The sequence below is a fragment of the Microbacterium sp. ER1 genome (genome assembly GCF_023383675.1).
In the GTDB taxonomy this organism is placed as follows: Bacteria; Actinomycetota; Actinomycetes; order Actinomycetales; family Microbacteriaceae; genus Microbacterium.
In genome coordinates this window covers 21,456-39,310 of the sequence record NZ_QCXO01000135.1, presented here as the reverse complement: position 1 = coordinate 39,310, position 17,855 = coordinate 21,456, and the positions used below count along the sequence as shown (strand labels likewise).

Annotated in this window: 20 protein-coding genes; 8 read left to right on the top strand and 12 right to left on the bottom strand. The window is 70.6% G+C overall.

The features are described from left to right. Position 1 precedes the first annotated feature (1 nt). From BV453_RS09705 to BV453_RS09685, 5 genes are all read right to left on the bottom strand, one after another. Positions 2–343 carry a hypothetical protein gene (locus BV453_RS09705; RefSeq protein WP_217584990.1) on the bottom strand — a complete coding sequence of 114 codons (342 nt, stop codon included), beginning with the start codon at positions 341–343 and terminating at the stop codon, positions 2–4. Between the two features lie 65 nt (positions 344–408). Beyond that, positions 409–951, bottom strand: coding sequence for a hypothetical protein (locus tag BV453_RS09700; protein ID WP_249521473.1), 543 nt, complete (start codon positions 949–951; stop codon positions 409–411). Between the two features lie 172 nt (positions 952–1,123). After that, a complete protein-coding gene (locus BV453_RS09695) occupies positions 1,124–1,462 on the bottom strand; it encodes a hypothetical protein (RefSeq protein WP_249521472.1) in 339 nt (112 codons plus the stop codon). Positions 1,463–1,476: 14 nt separating this feature from the next. Beyond that, positions 1,477–2,550, bottom strand: a complete 1,074-nt coding sequence (gene ychF, locus BV453_RS09690) for a redox-regulated ATPase YchF (RefSeq protein WP_062766410.1) — start codon at positions 2,548–2,550, stop codon at positions 1,477–1,479. Between the two features lie 114 nt (positions 2,551–2,664). After that, a complete protein-coding gene (locus tag BV453_RS09685) occupies positions 2,665–3,405 on the bottom strand; it encodes a class I SAM-dependent methyltransferase (protein WP_249521471.1) in 741 nt (246 codons plus the stop codon). A gap of 59 nt (positions 3,406–3,464) precedes the next feature. Here BV453_RS09685 and BV453_RS09680 point away from each other — a divergent pair, with 59 nt between their 5' ends. Together BV453_RS09680 and rmuC are read left to right on the top strand one after the other, a co-directional pair. After that, positions 3,465–4,058: an exonuclease domain-containing protein gene (locus tag BV453_RS09680; RefSeq protein WP_025103958.1), complete on the top strand. Its 594-nt coding sequence runs from the start codon at positions 3,465–3,467 to the stop codon at positions 4,056–4,058. Positions 4,059–4,109: 51 nt separating this feature from the next. Beyond that, the gene (gene rmuC, locus BV453_RS09675; protein ID WP_249521470.1) at positions 4,110–5,378 is read left to right on the top strand and encodes a DNA recombination protein RmuC; all 1,269 of its coding nucleotides are present in this window, start codon (positions 4,110–4,112) and stop codon (positions 5,376–5,378) included. Positions 5,379–5,414: 36 nt separating this feature from the next. On the opposite strand, the gene BV453_RS09670 is transcribed toward rmuC, so the two are convergent. After that, positions 5,415–5,702: a hypothetical protein gene (locus BV453_RS09670; protein WP_025103956.1), complete on the bottom strand. Its 288-nt coding sequence runs from the start codon at positions 5,700–5,702 to the stop codon at positions 5,415–5,417. 171 nt (positions 5,703–5,873) lie between these two features. After that, entirely contained in the window at positions 5,874–6,860 is a 987-nt protein-coding gene (gene glpX, locus BV453_RS09665) for a class II fructose-bisphosphatase (protein ID WP_025103955.1), read from the bottom strand. 187 nt (positions 6,861–7,047) lie between these two features. Here glpX and fbaA point away from each other — a divergent pair, with 187 nt between their 5' ends. Next, entirely contained in the window at positions 7,048–8,076 is a 1,029-nt protein-coding gene (gene fbaA / locus BV453_RS09660) for a class II fructose-bisphosphate aldolase (RefSeq protein WP_249521469.1), read from the top strand. Positions 8,077–8,140: 64 nt separating this feature from the next. Here fbaA and BV453_RS09655 read toward each other — a convergent pair whose 3' ends face one another. From BV453_RS09655 to BV453_RS09645, 3 genes are all read right to left on the bottom strand, one after another. Then, positions 8,141–8,662 carry a DUF6264 family protein gene (locus BV453_RS09655; protein ID WP_249521468.1) on the bottom strand — a complete coding sequence of 174 codons (522 nt, stop codon included), beginning with the start codon at positions 8,660–8,662 and terminating at the stop codon, positions 8,141–8,143. Positions 8,663–8,895: 233 nt separating this feature from the next. After that, the gene (locus BV453_RS16745; protein WP_025103952.1) at positions 8,896–9,687 is read right to left on the bottom strand and encodes an IclR family transcriptional regulator; all 792 of its coding nucleotides are present in this window, start codon (positions 9,685–9,687) and stop codon (positions 8,896–8,898) included. Between the two features lie 2 nt (positions 9,688–9,689). Beyond that, positions 9,690–10,736, bottom strand: a complete 1,047-nt coding sequence (locus tag BV453_RS09645) for a 4-hydroxy-3-methylbut-2-enyl diphosphate reductase (protein ID WP_164498174.1) — start codon at positions 10,734–10,736, stop codon at positions 9,690–9,692. 100 nt (positions 10,737–10,836) lie between these two features. Between BV453_RS09645 and xseA the strand changes: the two genes are divergently transcribed. From xseA to BV453_RS09620, 5 genes are read left to right on the top strand one after another with little or no spacing between them, the layout of a single operon-like run. Then, complete coding sequence (gene xseA / locus BV453_RS09640; RefSeq protein WP_249521467.1) at positions 10,837–12,114, top strand: exodeoxyribonuclease VII large subunit; 1,278 nt, start codon at positions 10,837–10,839, stop codon at positions 12,112–12,114. Positions 12,115–12,150: 36 nt separating this feature from the next. Then, positions 12,151–12,384, top strand: a complete 234-nt coding sequence (locus BV453_RS09635) for an exodeoxyribonuclease VII small subunit (RefSeq protein ID WP_060922691.1) — start codon at positions 12,151–12,153, stop codon at positions 12,382–12,384. Beyond that, positions 12,381–13,025 carry a DUF4245 family protein gene (locus BV453_RS09630; RefSeq protein WP_025103948.1) on the top strand — a complete coding sequence of 215 codons (645 nt, stop codon included), beginning with the start codon at positions 12,381–12,383 and terminating at the stop codon, positions 13,023–13,025. Before BV453_RS09635 ends, BV453_RS09630 begins: the two co-directional genes overlap by 4 nt. Then, positions 13,022–13,696, top strand: a complete 675-nt coding sequence (locus tag BV453_RS09625; RefSeq protein WP_025103947.1) for a carbonic anhydrase — start codon at positions 13,022–13,024, stop codon at positions 13,694–13,696. The genes BV453_RS09630 and BV453_RS09625 overlap by 4 nt, the downstream gene beginning before the upstream one ends. Then, positions 13,693–15,087, top strand: coding sequence for an aspartate ammonia-lyase (locus BV453_RS09620; RefSeq protein ID WP_062633568.1), 1,395 nt, complete (start codon positions 13,693–13,695; stop codon positions 15,085–15,087). The genes BV453_RS09625 and BV453_RS09620 overlap by 4 nt, the downstream gene beginning before the upstream one ends. An 82-nt stretch (positions 15,088–15,169) precedes the next feature. Here BV453_RS09620 and BV453_RS09615 read toward each other — a convergent pair whose 3' ends face one another. Both BV453_RS09615 and BV453_RS09610 read right to left on the bottom strand, forming a co-directional pair. Then, positions 15,170–16,552, bottom strand: a complete 1,383-nt coding sequence (locus tag BV453_RS09615; RefSeq protein WP_025103944.1) for a PhoH family protein — start codon at positions 16,550–16,552, stop codon at positions 15,170–15,172. A gap of 158 nt (positions 16,553–16,710) precedes the next feature. Then, entirely contained in the window at positions 16,711–17,841 is a 1,131-nt protein-coding gene (locus BV453_RS09610) for an aminotransferase class V-fold PLP-dependent enzyme (RefSeq protein WP_025103943.1), read from the bottom strand. Positions 17,842–17,855 lie beyond the last annotated feature (14 nt).

The following is a 17,855-nucleotide window of genomic DNA, read 5'->3' as shown; positions in this document are numbered from 1 at the left end:
GTCAGCGACCGAGACCGATGCTGAAGCCGCCCGAGAACAGCACCGCGCCGAGGCCCACGACGGCCATGCCGACCAGGAGCACCCACGCGACAGCGCGGACCCCGCTCCGCCCGTGGCGCGATCCGGACGTGAGAAGCAGGACGACCGTCGGCACGAGCAACAGCCCGCCGAAGAGCAGGGCCGGGGCGACACGGACGTCCGGCGTGGGGCAGGGGAACGCGAGGGCGCACACGGTCGGCACTCCCTGAGCCAGCCAGAGGAGCAGCCATGTCACGAGCACGACGACGACCGCCGGCAGGGCTCTCCTCAGGAGCCGCGGTCGACTCGTCTCTGCCTGCTGCATCCCACCACTCTCCCAGGCGGACCGAGTGAGATCCAGACCTCGCTCCGGCCGCGGGTTCGGCGGACTTAGGAGAACAGCTGGCGCAGCGCGTCGGGGTCCCCGGCGTCGACCACCTTCTGGATGGCCTCGATGGTGGCGGGGTCGGTGAACATGCCCGCCAGGGTGTCGTTCCAGATCGCACGCACGCCGTCGATGTCCCCCGCGTCGACCGCGAGACCCGCCGCGGTCATGGCGTTCTGGTAGGGGATCTGTGCGAATCCGGCCTCGGCGTCCAGCGGGCTGAAGTACGGCACCCAGGGCGAGTCGGGATCCGGGGTGAGCCAGAGCACCTGCCCCGGGGAGAGATCGCGCACGTGATTCAGCGAAGCGAGGGACGGGTAGGCGCAGAGCCGTTCGGCGATCACCGCCTCGACGTCGCCGGGCGCGACCGTGTACGTCACGACATGACCGTCGTCATCGAGGGTCACCTCCCCCTGCGCGAACTCCCTGGCGCCGAGGTCCACGAGCGGCTGCCGACGCTCCCACCGCCAGTCGTCGGTGTAGCTGACGACCTCGGACATCCGGACGCAGCGGTCCGTCGTGGTCGGCTCCGGTGCCTCCGCCGTCACGGGCTCGGGCTCGGGCCCGCGGGTCGCGGGCGGGGATGGAGCACTCGACGTGTCCCCGGCTCCTTCTGCGCCGCACCCGACCAAGAGCAGGGCCACCACCCCCACGGACGCGAGCGCTGCCGTTCGTGCTGTCGATCGAGACATAGCCCGCCTTCCGATAAGCCGGAACCTATCAGTCGTCGAAGCGGAACTCCACTCCGTCACGTCCTGCATCGTGATCATCGAGGAAGACGGTCCCACGAACCTCACATCCGATGGCGGCGAGGTCCGTGATCAGGCTCGCATTGACACCTTCGTCGTCGCCCGTTGAACGTGCGGTCACGTCAAGAAGCCACGTCGTCCGCTGATAGGTCAGATACTCGGGCTTGTACGCTCGTCCTGCTCGGCCGGACCGGGTCTGTTCGCCGATGTTCGCAGCGTCGGTGGGTTCGAGCTGGAGCGAGGCGGTGATCTCCGCGACAGTGCGCGACTCGCTGTAAATCGCCAGCGTTGCTCTGTCGTGATCGATCATCGCTCTCCGAATACCTAGTTGTTGAAGCGGAACTCCACGACGTCGCCGTCCTGCATGACGTAGTCCTTGCCCTCCAGGCGCGCCTTGCCCTTCGCACGGGCTTCCTGCACGGAACCGGTCTCCACGAGGTCGTCGAACGACACGATCTCGGCCTTGATGAAGCCCTTCTCGAAATCGGTGTGGATCACGCCGGCGGCCTGCGGGGCCTTCGATCCCTTGGGGATGGTCCAGGCGCGGGCCTCCTTGGGGCCGGCGGTGAGGTAGGTCTGCAGACCGAGCGTGTCGAAGCCGATGCGGGCGAGCTGGTCGAGGCCCGACTCGTCCTGTCCCGTCGAGGCGAGGAGCTCGGCGGCGTCCTCGGGGTCGAGGTCCTTGAGCTCGGACTCGATCTTCGCGTCGAGGAAGATCGCCTGCGCCGGCGCGACGAGGGCGGCGAGCTCGGCCTTGCGGGCGTCGTCGGTCAGCACGGACTCGTCGACGTTGAAGACGAAGATGACGGGCTTGACGGTCAGGAGCCCGAGTTCGCGGATCGGCTCGAGGTCGAGGCCGCTCGTGGAGAGCAGGATCCCGCGCTCCAGGGCGTCCTTGGCGGCCTTCGCGGCTTCGAGGACCGACGGGTCGATCTTCTTGCCCCGCACCTCCTTCTCGTACCGCGTGATCGCCTTCTCGACGGTCTGCAGGTCGGCGAGCATGAGCTCGGCGTTGATGGTCTCCATGTCCGACGCCGGGTTCACGGCACCGTCCACGTGCACCACGTCGTCGTCGGAGAACCCGCGCACCACCTGGGCGATCGCGTCGGCCTCGCGGATGTTCGCGAGGAACTGGTTGCCCAGCCCCTCCCCCTCGCTCGCCCCGCGCACGATGCCGGCGATGTCAACGAACGACACGGCGGCGGGCAGGATGCGCTCGCTCCCGAAGATCTCCGCGAGCTTCTGGAGCCGCGGGTCGGGAAGGTTCACCACGCCGACGTTCGGCTCGATCGTCGCGAACGGGTAGTTCGCCGCGAGCACGTCGTTCTTGGTGAGAGCGTTGAAGAGGGTGGACTTGCCGACGTTGGGCAGGCCGACGATTCCGATAGTGAGAGCCACGGGGTATGAGTCTACCTGCGCCGCTCTCCCCCACCTCACCCTCGCGAGGGCAGGCGCCCACGCGGAGTCAGGCGGCAGGGTGGGAAAAGTGCCTGATGCGGCGCGGACGCCTGTTCAGTCGCGGACCGCGCGGAACGCCCTCGTCACGTAGGGCACCTCGATCGCGTCGTCCCCGTGCAGACCGAGCCCGTCGAACAGGGCGTCCATCTCGCGGCGGATCCGTGCCTTCTCGGCCTCGTCGGCGGTGATCACGGCGCTGCGGGAGGCGGCCATGCGGTGCAGGAGCTTCCGCGTCATGGGGCGCGACCACTCCCAGCGCTCCTGCGCCAGGGCGCCGAAGGGCTCCGCCACCACGGGGTCGCCCGCAGCGAGCATGATCTCGGCGTTGCTGCCGTGCATGATGTCGGTGAGCCGGCGCACCCAGTCCACGCGCTCGTCGCGGAGGTTCCAGACGAGCCCGAGCACACCGCCCGGGCGCATCGCGCGACCGATCTCCGCCGAGGCGGCGACCGGCTCGACCCAGTGCCACGCCTGACCCAGGACGACGGCGTCCACGCTCGCGTCCGGAAGCGGCAGCCCCTCGGCGGTCCCGACGAACGTGGGCACCCCGGGGACGGCGTCGCGAAGGGCCACGAGCATCGCGGGGTCCGGATCGATCGCCACCACCTCGGCGTCGGCAGCCGCGACGAGCGCCCGCGTGAGCTTGCCGGTACCGGCGCCGACATCGGCGACCCGCCGAGCACCGTCCGCCATCGGCTCCAGCATCCAGGCGACGGCCTCGAAGGGGTACTCGGGCCGTCCGGCCTCGTAGCTTCCGGCCGCCGCGCCGAAGGATCTCGCGAGTTCGTCCGCCATGTGGCCAGCATACGGCGAGCCTGCACAGCGACGTCGGAGGCCCGGGAGAGAGTGAGGACGTGCCACTGGACTTCACTGCGATCGACTTCGAGACCGCGAACTCCAGCCCGGCCTCCGCGTGTTCCGTGGGACTCGTGCGGGTGCGGGACGGGGAGGTCGTCGCCACCGCGAACTGGCTGATCCAGCCCCCGCCCGGCCATGACGAGTTCCAGGAGTGGAACGTCCGCATCCACGGCATCCGCCCCGAGCACGTGCTGTCGGCGGCGACGTGGGTCGATCAGTTCGACCGTCTGTGCGGCTTCGCGGGTGCCGACGTGCTCGTGGCCCACAACGCCGGCTTCGACCTGAACGTCCTGCGACGGGCGACCGAGGTCACCGGTCAGATCTGTCCGCCGTACCGGTCGCTGTGCAGCCTCCAGGTGGCGCGGAAGACCTACCAGCTCGACTCCTACCGTCTGCCTCTCGCCGCCGCGGCGGCCGGATACGCGGAGTTCTCGCATCACGACGCGCTGGCGGATGCCCTCGCCTGCGCTCAGATCATCGTGGACGCGGCCGCGCGGGCCGGAGCCGCGGATGTCTTCGCGCTCGCCGATGTCCTCGGCCTCCGCGTGACCGAGCCCGCCGTGCCGGCACTGGAGCGCGCCGTCGCCTGACGCACCTCGCGTCCTCCCCGCGATGTCGGACGCCCCCGGCATCATGGAGCCATGGATGCCCTGTCGATCGTTCTCCTGCTCGTGGCCCTCGCCGCGGGCGTCGCTCTCGGGTGGTTCCTGCGAGCCGGTCGCAGCGCCGCCGACATCGCACGCACGCAGGCGGAGCTCGCGGCCGCACGAGACGACCGCGATCGCCAGTACGACCTCTATCGGGACGCGGTCGAGCACGCCCGCTCCGAGCAGCGGGCGGAGGCTCAGCGCGTCCAGCAGCAGAACGCCGTGCTACAGGCTCTGGCGCCGGTCCGCGAGAGTCTCCAGCAGATGCAGTCCAAGGTCGCCGCGATCGAGAGCGAGCGGCAGGCACAGTTCGGCACGCTCGCCGAGCAGCTCCGGCGTGCCCAGGAGTCGGATGAGGCACTCCGCGCGACGACCGAGTCACTGGCGGGTGCGCTGCGCTCCACGTCCACGCGCGGCGTCTGGGGCGAGACCCAGCTGCGGCGCGTCGTCGAGGCGGCGGGGCTGACCAGACACGTCGACTTCGACCTCCAGGCGACGATCACCTCCGACCGCGGCCAGGGGCGCCCCGACATGGTCGTCCGCCTCCCGGGGGGCACGTCGATCGCCGTCGACGCGAAGGTTCCCCTCGACGCCTACCTCGAGGCCTCGGCGCTCCCCCTCGGCGATGCCCACGAACCCCAGCGTCGCGCCCACATGCAGAAGCACGTCCGCGCCGTCCGCGCCCACGTCGACGCCCTCGCCAAGAAGGCCTACTGGTCGGGCCTCGACGCGAGCCCCGAGTTCGTCATCTGCTTCCTGCCGAGCGAGTCGCTGCTGGCGGCGGCCATCGACGAGGATCCGACGCTGCTCGACTACGCATTCAGCCGCCGTGTGGCCCTCGCCTCCCCCGTCAACCTCTGGGCGGTCCTCAAGACGGTCGCCTACACATGGACCCAGCAGGAGGTGTCCACCGAGGCCCGGAGTCTGCTGGCGCTCGGCACGCAGCTGTACGAGCGCCTCGGCACGCTCGCGGGTCACGCCGACGACCTGCGCCGGGCGATCGAGCGCACGGTCGACAGCTACAACCGCTTCGCGGGATCCCTGGAGTCCCGGGTGCTCGTGACCGCCCGGCAGTTCCCCGGCGTCGATGCGGAGGCCCTGGCGCCGGCGTCGCCGATCACCGCGGACGGGCGGCGCTTCACCGCTCCGGAGCTCCTGGCCCCGACCGAGGCCGAAGAGGCCGCCGATGCGATGCTGGCCGACGTCGGCGAGGTGCGCACGCGTCTCGACCACGCCGCCGCGCTCCACGACCGGGAGCAGTGACGACGGGAGCGACCGGATCCTCCGACCGCGGGAGCGTCAGGCGACGCCGGGCACGCCGCTGAGCAGCAGGATGACGAGGCCGCTCGTCGCGAGGAAGGCACCGATCATCCACCAGGCGCTGACCTCGTGCCCCTCGGCGCGACGGACGCGGAACAGCACGTCGGCGCGGCGAGCCGGATCGACGGCCGGCTGAGCGACGGGTGCCGGCGGGGCCACGGCGGCCGCTTCGGCATCGGCACTCACCCGGAGGATGCGTCCGGTGTTCGTGGTGATGATCTTCGTCGGCGCGGCGCTCTTCGAGCCGGTCGTGTGCTGCGTTGTCATGCGTTCGCCCTCCTGTGCCTGCGGTGCCTGGCGGCTCCGTCGACGGCGACAAACCCAGTGACAATTGTGACACGGCGGCTCGCCGAACCGGGCCCGACCCGTGCAGGAGGCGATACCGGGTCGGTAACGATGGCGAGAGTCCTCCCCGCGATCATGCCGGCGGGAGAGCCGTCACAGCCACTTCGAGACGAGGTGCTCCGACGCGATGCGGCGCAGCGTTCCGGAGGCTCCGCGCAGCACCACGCTCTCGGTGTACACGTAGCCACGCTCGCGTCGCACGCCGGCCACGAGCTGGCCGTCCGTGACGCCGGTCGCGACGAAGATCGTGTTGTTCCCCTGCACGAGGTCGTCCGCCTCGTAGACCTTGTCCATGTCGAGCCCCGCGTCGATACCGCGCTGGCGCTCGTCGTCATCGCGCGGCCAGAGCCGTCCCTGGATGTGGCCGCCGAGGGCCTTGATCGCACACGCGGTGACGATGCCCTCGGGGCTGCCGCCGATGCCGACGCACATGTCGGTGCGAGCGTCGTGGCGGGCGGCGTTGATGCCACCGGCGACGTCGCCGTCGCTCATGAGACGCGTACCGGCACCGGCGTCGCGGATCTCCTGGATGAGCTGCTCGTGCCGCGGGCGGTTGAGCACCGAGACGACGATCTCGTCGACCGGCTTGTCCAGCGCGCCGGCGAGCTTGCGGATGTTCTCGCCGATGGGCAGGCGGATGTCGACGACGCCGACACCGGCGGGCCCGGTCACGAGCTTGTCCATGTAGAAGACGCTGGAGGCGTCGAGCATCGTGTCGCGGTCGGACACGGCGATCACGGAGAGCGCGTTCTGCCGGCCGGCCGCGGTCAGCGACGTACCGTCGATCGGGTCGACCGCGATGTCGCACAGCGGGCCGCGCCCTGTGCCGACGACCTCGCCGTTGAACAGCATCGGGGCGTTGTCCTTCTCGCCCTCGCCGATCACCACGCGGCCCTGGAAGTCGACCGTCCCGAGGAACGCCCGCATGGCGTCGACGGCGGCGCCGTCGGCAGCCTCCTTCGCACCGCGACCGATGAACGGAACGGCACGGATCGCCGCCGCCTCGGTCGCGCGCACCAACTCCATCGCGAGGTTACGGTCGGGACGCAGCGGGCTCAGGTCGGCAGTCAGACTCACCATGATCCCCAGCCTATCCGCGAGCAGGGGATCGATCGGCTCGTTTTCCGCCCGTAAGCCAGGAAGAAATCGCGGTTCTTAACACCACCGAAGGACGGCGCCCACCGACGCGCGCCTCCTCCTGCCGGAGCCGGACACCCGCCCCGATAGAGTGGCAGCTGTCCCGGCTTCACCTACCGCAGGAGTTCTCATGCCCGTCGCCACCCCGGATCAGTACGCCGACATGCTCGACCGCGCGAAGGCAGGCGGCTTCGCGTACCCCGCGTTCAACGTCTCCAGCTCGCAGACGATCAACGCCGTCCTCCAGGGCCTGACCGAGGCCGGCTCCGACGGCATCATCCAGGTCACCACCGGTGGCGCCGACTACTTCGCCGGCCACACGGTCAAGGCCCGCGCGACCGGCGCCCTCGCCTTCGCGCGCTACGCCACCGAGGTCGCCAAGAACTACCCGGTCACCGTCGCCCTGCACACGGACCACTGCCCGAAGGACGCTCTCGCGGGCTTCGTCGAGCCGCTCATCGCCGCCTCGGAGGAAGAGGTCAAGGCCGGCCGCAACCCGATCTTCCAGTCCCACATGTGGGACGGCTCGGCCGTGCCGCTCGCGGAGAACATCGAGATCGCCAAGGAGCTACTCCCCCGCATGAAGGCCATCAACGCCATCCTCGAGGTCGAGATCGGCGTCGTCGGCGGCGAGGAGGACGGCGTGCAGCACGAGGGCTCGAACGAGGCGCTCTACACGACGTTCGCCGACGTGGACCAGGCCGTGCAGGCGCTGGGCCTCGGCGAGCAGGGCCGCTACATCGCCGCGCTCACCTTCGGCAACGTCCACGGCGTGTACAAGCCGGGCGGCGTGAAGCTGCGTCCGGAGCTGCTCGGCGAGATCCAGGCCGAGGTCGCCGCGAGGTACAACACCGGTGAGAAGCCGCTCGACCTCGTCTTCCACGGCGGCTCCGGCTCGACCGATGAGGAGATCGCCCTCGCGGTCGCCAACGGCGTCATCAAGATGAACATCGACACGGACACGCAGTACGCGTACACCCGTGCGATCGCCGACTACATGTTCAAGAACTACGACGGCGTGCTGAAGGTCGACGGCGAGGTCGGCAACAAGAAGCAGTACGACCCGCGCGCCTGGGGCAAGATCGCCGAGTCGGCCATGGCCGCCCGCGTGGTCGAGTCCACCCGCCAGCTGGGCTCGTACGGCCAGTCGAAGAGCTGACACCACCAGACACACGAAAGGGGCCCGGCATCATGCCGGGCCCCTTTCGTCTGCGTGCTCGGGGTCAACGCACCCCGGCCGCCTGGTCGAGGTAGGCGATGAAGGCCGGGTCGCCCATCATCGGCACGACGAGGCAGAACGAGGCGATGCCCAGCGTGATGACGGCTCCGACGAGCGGGACCCACCAGGTGAGGCGGCCACGACGCAGGCGACGGATCGACAGGGCCGCCGTGACGCACCAGCCGACCGCCAGCACGACGGCCGCGATCGTTCCCCACGTGCGGCCCGCGGCGTAGTTGGTGAACTCCCCCTCGATGCCCAGCATCCCCATGGTCTGATTCATCACCGGGACGATGTCGAGGTAGGACAGGCCGGTGACGACGACGTTCACGAGGCCGTAGGCGAGCAGCGCGATCGTCGCGAAGCGGTCCACCGAGGAGGGGCGCGCCGGAGCAGGAGCCGCGGGCGCGGGGTCCGAGACGGGAGCTGACGGGGCGACCACCTCAGCCACGGGCGGCAGCCCCGCGGCCCTCCGCTGCTCCTCGGGCGTGGCGAGTTCCCCGTAGCGGGGGCGCTGGTCGGTCATGCCGCCATGGTATCGGCCGGCGCTCAGCCGCCCGTTCAGGAAAAGGGGGCCCAACCGATAGCGGCCCCGGAGAAGTGGGGACTTCTCGGGGCCGCGGACGGAGAGCGCTGGGGACGCTCCTCATCCCGTTCGGTCGCCGGCGCTGGGGACGCCATGGGCGATCAGTAGGGCGTTGTCAGCCACTACGCCTTCGATCATAGATAAGCGACGTGGCGGGCACCAGGGTCACGAATTCAGATGGTGAACTCGGCGTCCGGCCCGTCGGTGTCGAGCGCATCGGCCCCGAGCTGCACCGACAGCCGACGGGCGGCGCGTTGCAGGTTCGAGACGAGCCGCCGGTTGACCACCGCCTGGTCGGCCGGGAGGGAGACGGCCAGCGATGCCGTCACGCCCGGGGCGATGACCGGGACCGCGACACAGGTCGCGCCGATCGCGTACTCCTCGCGATCGATCGCCCACCCCGGGGTCTGCTCGAGCTGGGTGAGGAGCGCTGTCCGGTCGCTGATCGTCCGCGGCGTGAGCTCCTCGAGCCGATGGCGGGCGAGGTAGTCCAGCCGATCCTCTTCCGAGAGGGCGGCGAGGATCTGCTTCCCGAGGGCGGTCGCGTGCGCGCTGGCGTGCAGCCCGACCCACAGTTCGATCCGAGGATTCCGCACGGCGTCCACGATGTCGACGAGGTGGATCTCCCCATCCGCGTACCGCGACAGGTAGGCCGTGGCGCCGACGTCCTCGGTCACCGCGCGCAAGGCGGCGCGCACGCGGGCGAGGAACACGCCTCGGGAGCCGATCTGCTGCTGGAAGGACGGGAACCGGTTCCCCAGCACGAGGCCGTCGGGCTCCGCACTCAGGTACCCCTCGTGCACGAGCGTGCGCACGAGGTTGTAGGTGGTACCCGGTGTCAAGCCCGTGATCGACGAGAGCATCTTCGCCGGCAGCGGGCGCGGCGAGTTCGCGACGATGTCGACCAGGCGGAGAGCGCGTTGCACGGACCCGATGAGGGTCGGCTCCGCCTCCGCGGCGTTCACCGCTACGCACCCCCTCCTGCGGAGGCGCGGCCGCCGAGGGCGCGCGCGTCGCGCTGGCCCGTGGCGTCCTGACGGAGCTCCTTCGGCAGCGAGAACATGAGGTCCTCCTCCGCCGTCTTGACCTCTTCCACGTCGCGATACCCGGCATCGCCGATCGCGTCGAGCACCTCGCGCACGAGCACCTCGGGGACCGACGCGCCGCTGGTGACGCCCACCGTCTCCACGCCGTCGAGCCACTCCTGGCGGATCTCCTCGGCGTAGTCCACGCGGTAGGCGGCCTTGGCTCCGTACTCCAGCGCGACCTCGACGAGTCGCACGCTGTTGGAGGAGTTGGCGGACCCCACGACGATCACCAGATCAGCCCCCTGGGCGACCTTCTTGATGGCGACCTGCCGGTTCTGCGTGGCGTAGCAGATGTCGTCGGACGGCGGGTTGTGCAGCTCGGGGAACCGGGTGCGGAGCCGGTTCACCGTCTCCATGGTCTCGTCCACGGAGAGCGTCGTCTGCGACAGCCACACCACCTTCGAGGGATCCTTCACCTGCACGGTGTCGGCCTCCTCCGGGGAGTTCACGACGGTGACGTGATCCGGTGCCTCTCCGGCCGTTCCCTCGACCTCCTCGTGCCCGTCGTGGCCGATGAGCAGGATCTCGAAGTCGTCCCGCGCGAAGCGCACGGCCTCGCGATGGACCTTGGTGACGAGCGGGCAGGTGGCGTCGATCGCGTGCAGGCCACGGTCGGACGCGGCGTTGACGACAGCCGGGGAGACGCCGTGCGCGCTGAAGACGACGTGCGCGCCCTCGGGCACCTCGTCGACCTCCTCGACGAAGATGGCCCCCTTGGCCTCGAGCTCCGTCACGACGTGGATGTTGTGCACGATCTGCTTGCGGACGTAGACGGGGGCGCCGTAGCGCTCGAGCGCCTTCTCCACAGCGACCACGGCGCGGTCCACGCCTGCACAGTAGCCGCGGGGGGCGGCGAGCAGGACGCGCTTGTGTCCGGGCACCGGGTTATCCTGAAGCCGCCCGGCCGCGGCGCGCACTCGTGGGATGCGAGGAGCGGGAAGATGAACGGCAGTCGAAGTCACCCCTCGATTCTACCGTCGTGCGGCTGGGCGGGGCCGGTGAGTGCGCGGGCAGGAACGGGAGCAGATGACAGTCTTCGAAGCGACGACGGGACCGGGCGAGACCCCGCCGGCGGATGCCGTCGCCCCGCGCGACTCCACGGCCCAGGCACCGACGTCGGTCGCCCGACTGAACGCCACCATCCGCGACTTCGTGGCGCGATGGAACACGGTGTGGGTCGAGGGCGAGATCACGTCCTGGAACGTGCGCGCCGGAAACGTCTTCGCCCGCCTCAAGGACACCCGGTCCGACGCGCAGATCTCCATCCGTGTCTGGTCGAGCGTGCGCGGCCGCATCCCCGCCGACCTGGGCGTGGGCGACCACGTGGTCGCCGCCGTGAAGGCCGACTACTTCGTCCGCTCCGGGGACTTCAGCTTCGCGGTCTCGGCCATGAAGCACGTCGGGCTCGGCGACCAGCTCGAGCGCCTGGAGCGGCTGCGGGTGCAGCTCCGCCAGGAGGGCCTCTTCGATCCCGCCCGCAAGAAGCGCCTGCCGTTCCTCCCGCATGTCATCGGACTCATCACCGGCGAGCGCTCCGACGCCGAGAAGGACGTGCACCGCAACGCCGAGCTGCGCTGGCCGCAGGTGCGGTTCAAGACCGCGTACGCCGCGGTGCAGGGCGATCGGTGCGTGCCGGACACGCTGGCGGCTCTCGCCCGTCTGGACGCCGACCCCGAGGTCGACGTCATCATCATCGCTCGCGGCGGCGGCGACCCGCAGACCCTCCTCGGCTTCAGCGACGAACGCCTCGTCCGAGCCGTGGCCGCCGCCTCCACACCGGTGGTCAGCGCCATCGGCCATGAGAACGACCACCCCCTCCTCGACGACGTCGCCGATCTCCGCGCCTCGACGCCGACCGATGCCGCCAAGCGCGTCGTCCCCGACGTCGGGGAGCAACGCGCACTCATCGCGCAGCTGCGGTCCCGGGCCACCACCCGCCTCACGCAGCGCCTCACGCACGACATCGCCCAGCTCGAGCAGCTGCGGTCCCGGCCGGTGCTGCGCTCGCCCGATCCGATCATCGACAGCCGCGCACAGGAGACCTTCCTGCTTCTCGCTCGCGGTCGCGACGCGGTCACCCGGCAGCTCGACGACGCCGGCCGGCGGACCAGTGAACTGCGCGCCTCGCTGCGCGCCCTCTCCCCCGCCGCCACTCTGGCCCGCGGTTACGCGATCGCGCATCTGGAGGGCGGCGTCATCCTCCGCGATGCGGCCGATGCGCCTGCGGGCAGCGCGCTCACCCTCACGGTGGACCGAGGGTCGCTCGCGGTGCGCTCGGAGGGCGAGATCGCGGAAGGCGCCTGAGCGGGCGGCGTCCGGGGCACGACGTAGGATGGAGGAGTGAGCGCCGTGAACGACACCCCTGTGGACACGCTGTCGTTCGAGGCGGCCCGTGACGAGCTCGTCCGGGTCGTCGCCGAGCTCGAACAGGGGGCGCCCACCCTCGAGCACTCACTCGCGCTCTGGGAGCGCGGCGAGGCCCTGGCCGCCCGCTGCGAGGAGTGGCTGCTCGGCGCGAAGCGTCGCCTCGAAGCCGCGCGCACCGCCACCACCGACGAGAGCGACGCGTCATGAGCAAGGGCCCCGCGATCAACGCCGACCTCGGTCGACCGGAGACGCCCGACGAGACCGCCGCACGCAAGGCCGCGTCGAGCAAGGCCTACCGGTCGAGCCAGACCGTCCGCAACCTCGTCGCCGCGCTCGTGGTGACCCTCGCGGTCGTCGTCGTCATCATCGCGCTCGTCCCCCGGGGCGAGCCGGTCGCGGCGAAGCCGATCGACGTCGCCGCCATCGCCGCGGACGTCGAGTCGTCCATGGGCAGCCCGGCGATCGTCCCCGAGACGGACGACTTCTGGCGGGTGAACGCCGCTGAGCTCCAGAGCGGAGCCCCCGTCGTCTGGGAGGTCACCCTCGCCCCCGCGGCCCAGGACGAGCGCGGGTTCATCAAGCTCGCCCAGGCCTTCGACGCCGACGCCTCGTGGGCCCCGCAGCGCCTGAACGGCGTCGCCCCGACCGACACCATCCGCATCGGCGGCCGGGAGTGGGACGTCTATCGGCCCGGGTCCGCCGGCGCGGAGGCGAACGTCACCTATGCCCTCGGCACCCAGGCCGGCGACGACTACGTGCTTCTCTACGGCTCCCGCTCGGCCGACTCCACCGCCGAGCTCGCGGAGTCGCTCATCCCCCAGATCCGCACCGTCTCGGAGGCCCGATGACCCACCCGCTGACCCCCGCCGCCGCCTGGAAGCAGATGCAGGACGGCAACCGTCGCTTCGTCCGCGACGAGCCCCAGCACCCGAACCAGAACGTCGACCGCCGCAAGGACCTCACCGCGGCCCAGCACCCCGTCGCGACGCTGTTCGGCTGCTCGGACTCCCGCCTGGCCGCCGAGATCATCTTCGACCTCGGCCTCGGCGACCTCTTCGTCGTGCGCAACGCCGGGCAGGTGATCGGCGAGTCGATCGTGGCGAGCCTGGAGTACGCGGTCGCCGTCCTCGAGGTGCCGCTCATCGTGGTCCTCGCACACGACTCCTGCGGTGCGGTGCGCGCCGCCATCGACGGGACCGCCATCGATGCCGACCCGCTCCCCCCGCACATCTGGAAGCTCATCGCGCCGATCGTCCCTGCCGCGCGCAAGGTCCTCGCGGAGAGCGGCGGCGGCACGGTGGCCGACATCGATGCGGAGCTCGTCGGACGCGAGCACCTGCGCAACACCGTCAACGACCTGCTGCAGTCGTCCGAGATCATCAGCAACGCCGTCGCCGAAGGCCGTCTCGGCATCGTCGGCGCCAACTATCGTCTGGCCGAGGGTGAGGCAGCGCCTGTCATCACGGTCGGCATCGAAGCCGAGGGGATCGACCCCGCAACCAAGGAGGGTTCGGAATGACCGACACCGAGTACCGCATCGAACACGACACCATGGGTGAGGTGCGAGTGCCCGTGAACGCGCTCTACGGGGCGCAGACGCAGCGCGCCGTGGAGAACTTCCCGATCTCCGGCAAGGGCCTGGAGTCGACGCAGATCGCCGCACTCGCGCGCATCAAGAAGGCGGCCGCGCTGGCGAACAAGGAGCTCGGCACGCTCGACGGCGCCATCGCCGACGCGATCGCCCAGGCCGCCGACCAGGTCGCCGCGGGCAGCCACGACGGCGAGTTCCCGGTCGACACGTACCAGACCGGCTCCGGCACCTCGTCGAACATGAACATGAACGAGGTCCTGGCGACGCTCGCGAGCCGCATCCTCGGCTCGACCGTGCACCCCAACGACCACGTGAACGCCTCGCAGTCGTCGAACGACGTGTTCCCCACCTCGGTGCACATCGCGGTCACCCAGGCACTCATCGACACCCTGATCCCGGCGCTCGACCACCTCGCCGTCGCGCTCGAGGCCAAGGCGGAGCTCTGGAAGGACGCGGTCAAGTCCGGCCGCACGCACCTCATGGACGCGACGCCCGTCACGCTCGGCCAGGAGTTCGGCGGCTACGCCCGCCAGATCCGCCTGGGCATCGAGCGCGTGCAGTCGGCGCTCCCCCGCGTGGCCGAGGTGCCTCTGGGCGGCACGGCCGTCGGCACGGGCATCAACACGCCGCTCGGCTTCCCGCAGAAGGTCATCGAGCTGCTCGCGGCCGAGACCGAGCTGCCGATCACCGAGGCGAAGGACCACTTCGAGGCGCAGGCGAACCGCGACGGTCTCGTCGAGGCCTCCGGTGCGCTCCGCACCATCGCCGTGTCGCTCACGAAGATCAACAACGACCTGCGCTGGATGGGTTCCGGCCCGAACACCGGTCTCGGCGAGCTGCACATCCCCGACCTGCAGCCGGGATCCTCGATCATGCCGGGCAAGGTGAACCCCGTCGTTCCCGAGGCCGTGCTCATGGTGTGCGCGCGCGTCATCGGCAACGACGCCACGGTCGCCTGGGCCGGCGCCTCCGGTTCGTTCGAGCTGAACGTCGCCATCCCGGTCATGGGCACCGCGCTGCTCGAGTCGATCCGTCTGCTGTCGAACGCCTCCCGGGTGCTCGCCGACAAGACCATCGACGGCCTGCAGGCGAACCTCGACCGCGCCGCCGCCTTCGCGGGCATGAGCCCGTCGATCGTGACGCCGCTGAACAAGCTGATCGGCTACGAGGCCGCCGCGAAGATCGCCAAGCACTCCGTCGCCAAGGGCATCACGGTGCGCGACGCCGTGATCGACCTCGGCTACGTCGAGCGCGGTGAGCTCACGCTGGAGCAGCTGGACGAGAAGCTCGACCTCCTGTCGATGACCCACCCGGGCTGATCCCCACCCGACACGGATGCCGCGAGGACCTCGGTCCTCGCGGCATCCGTCGTCTCCGGCCCCGTCCCGTGCAGGTGACGGGTCAGCTGAGTTCGCCGCCCTCCAGGAGGTCGGTGACGAGGGCGGCGATGGCGGAGCGCTCCGAGCGGGTCAGGGTGACGTGGCCGAAGAGACCGTGTCCCTTGAGGGTCTCGATGACGCTCGCGATACCGTCGTGCCGGCCGACGCGGAGGTTGTCGCGCTGCCCGACGTCGTGGGTGAGGATCACGCGCGAGTTCTGGCCCATGCGGCTGAGCACCGTGAGCAGCACGTTCCGCTCCAGGGACTGCGCCTCGTCCACGATCACGAACGCGTCGTGCAGGGACCGTCCCCGGATGTGGGTGAGGGGCATCACCTCCAGGAGCCCGCGCTCGACCACCTCGTCGATGACGTTCCCCGAGACCACGGAGCCGAGGGTGTCGTACACCGCCTGACCCCAGGGGTTCATCTTCTCGCCCTGGTCGCCCGGCAGGTACCCGAGCTCCTGGCCGCCCACGGCGAACAGCGGGCGGAAGACGATGATCTTCTTCTGCTGCTGGCGCTCCAGCACGGCCTCCAGCCCCGCGCACAGTGCGAGCGCCGACTTGCCGGTACCCGCGCGCCCGCCCAGGGACACGATGCCCACCTCGGGGTCGAGGAGCAGGTCGATCGCGATGCGCTGCTCGGCGGAGCGCCCGTGCATGCCGAAGATGTCCCGGTCACCGCGGACGAGCCGGAACTCGCCGTCACCGGTGACCCGACCCAGGGCGGACCCGCGCTCGGAGTGGATGATGAGGCCCGTGTTGACGGGAAGCCCGTGCACGTCCTCGCTGAGCCCGACCTCGCTCTCGTAGAGGTCGCTGATGTCGTCGCCGGAGAGATCGAGGGCGGCGATGCCGGTCCAGCCCGAGTCCACGGCCTGCTCCGCGAGGTACTCCTCGGCACGCAGCCCGAGGGACGCGGCCTTCACCCGCATCGGCAGGTCCTTCGAGACGATGGTCACGTCCTGGCCGTCCTGCGCGAGGTGCATCGCGACGGAGAGGATGCGGCTGTCGTTGTCGCTGAGGCGGATGCCGGCCGGGAGGACCGAGAGGTCGGCGTTGCCCAGCTCGACGCGGAGCGTGCCCCCCTCGCCGACCTCCACCGGGAAGTCGAGGCGGCCGTGCTCGACGCGGAGATCGTCGAGGTGCCGCAGCGCCTGGCGGGCGAAGTACCCGATCTCCGGGTCGTGCCGCTTGCCCTCGAGCTCGGTGATGACGACGACCGGGAGCACCACGGAATGCTCCGCGAACCGGAAGAGCGCCTGCGGATCGCTCAGCAGGACCGAGGTGTCGAGGACGTAGGTGCGCAGATCCTGAGCGGGTTCTGCGGCCGCGGCCTGACTCGGCGTCTGACGGGTGGACTGCTGCGCGGTGCTGGTGGACTGCTGCGCTGTACGTGTGGTCACGACCCACTCCCGACCCGGGGATTCCCGGCTATTCGAACGAGTCGACCAGGGGGTCACGAGTCGCGAACCTGAGGCCGACCCGACCGGGCGCCTTGCCCGATGCCTTGAAGGTACGGCCGCCCGAGGGTCTTTCCCGGCCTCGACACGCCAGCGATTCGTTACGGGACGATGAACGATTCCCTGCCGAAGGCCCCGAGCGCTTCGTCGAGCAGGCCGAGGGTCTCGGCGTCGGTTCCGGCGTGCGGCGCGATGCGGATGGATCCGCCCCGAGCGGTGACGACGAGACCGGCGTTGGCGAGAGCGGCGGCGAGCCGCGCCGGTTCCTCCGGTGCGAGTGCGACGATCCCGGCGCGTTCGGTGCGCTCGCGTGGGGAGACGACGGCGATCCCGTGGTGGTCGGCCGTGGCGATGACCGCGTCCACCTGCGCGGACAGCCGCTCCTCGATCGCCGCGACCCCGGCGTCCCTGACGTCCCGAGCGCCGATCGCGAGCCGGCCGGCGGCGAGCGTGTCCGGCATGCTGATCGTGTAGGCCCGCGCGTCCGGTGCCGGGGCCGGGCGCTCGTCGACGACCAGCCCGGTCGCCGCCGTCCCCGTGATGCCGGAGAGCACGGGCACGATCCGTTCACGCGCCCGCGGCGAGAACCAGGCGAACCCGGTGCCCCGGCCCGCGCGCAGCCACTTGTAGCCGTGCCCGACGACGACGTCCGCGACACTGTAGTCGGCGTCGATCACGCCGAAGGACTGCACGGCGTCGACGATGAGGAGGCGGTCCGGGCCGAGGACGTCCCGCAGCGCGGCGAGGTCGACCCGGTACCCGGTGCGGAAGTCGACGTGGCTGACGGCCAGGGCCACGACATCGTCGTCGAGGACGGCGGCGATGTCGTCGGGGGTGACGCGTCCGTCGTCGGGCGAGATCCAGCGGGGCGTGACCGCGTGCTGTGACGCGGCCGCCGCGCGCTCCAGGGTGAGGCTCACGCTCGGGAACTCCGCCGTGCTCGCGACGACCGCGCCGGAGACCCCGTAGAGCGCGTGCATGAGGCCGTGCGTCGACGACGGCTGCAGCGTGACCTCCGCGGCCTCGGCCCCGAGGAGCTCGGCGACGACCTCCTGCGCCTGTCCGATCCGCTCCCCCACGAGCGCCAGCGACGACGGCCGGCCGTTCCCGAGGAGGTCCGCGTCGGCGAAGACCTCGGCACGGACGGAGGGCGACACGGGGCCGAATGCTGCCCAGTTCAGATAGCCGGGCTCCGCGTCGAACGTGCTCAGGTAGTCGTCGAAAGCGCTCACTGCGTCATTGTGCC

Excerpts from the sequence above, each read along its gene's own strand:
- BV453_RS09705 (WP_217584990.1), bottom strand. The coding sequence starts at position 343 with ATGCAGCAGGCAGAGACGAGTCGACCGCGGCTCCTGAGGAGAGCCCTG.
- BV453_RS09695 (WP_249521472.1), bottom strand. The coding sequence starts at position 1,462 with ATGATCGATCACGACAGAGCAACGCTGGCGATTTACAGCGAGTCGCGC.
- BV453_RS09685 (WP_249521471.1), bottom strand. The coding sequence starts at position 3,405 with ATGGCGGACGAACTCGCGAGATCCTTCGGCGCGGCGGCCGGAAGCTAC.
- rmuC (WP_249521470.1), top strand. The coding sequence starts at position 4,110 with ATGGATGCCCTGTCGATCGTTCTCCTGCTCGTGGCCCTCGCCGCGGGC.
- BV453_RS09670 (WP_025103956.1), bottom strand. The coding sequence starts at position 5,702 with ATGACAACGCAGCACACGACCGGCTCGAAGAGCGCCGCGCCGACGAAG.
- glpX (WP_025103955.1), bottom strand. The coding sequence starts at position 6,860 with ATGGTGAGTCTGACTGCCGACCTGAGCCCGCTGCGTCCCGACCGTAAC.
- fbaA (WP_249521469.1), top strand. The coding sequence starts at position 7,048 with ATGCCCGTCGCCACCCCGGATCAGTACGCCGACATGCTCGACCGCGCG.
- BV453_RS09655 (WP_249521468.1), bottom strand. The coding sequence starts at position 8,662 with ATGACCGACCAGCGCCCCCGCTACGGGGAACTCGCCACGCCCGAGGAG.
- xseA (WP_249521467.1), top strand. The coding sequence starts at position 10,837 with ATGACAGTCTTCGAAGCGACGACGGGACCGGGCGAGACCCCGCCGGCG.
- BV453_RS09630 (WP_025103948.1), top strand. The coding sequence starts at position 12,381 with ATGAGCAAGGGCCCCGCGATCAACGCCGACCTCGGTCGACCGGAGACG.
- BV453_RS09625 (WP_025103947.1), top strand. The coding sequence starts at position 13,022 with ATGACCCACCCGCTGACCCCCGCCGCCGCCTGGAAGCAGATGCAGGAC.
- BV453_RS09620 (WP_062633568.1), top strand. The coding sequence starts at position 13,693 with ATGACCGACACCGAGTACCGCATCGAACACGACACCATGGGTGAGGTG.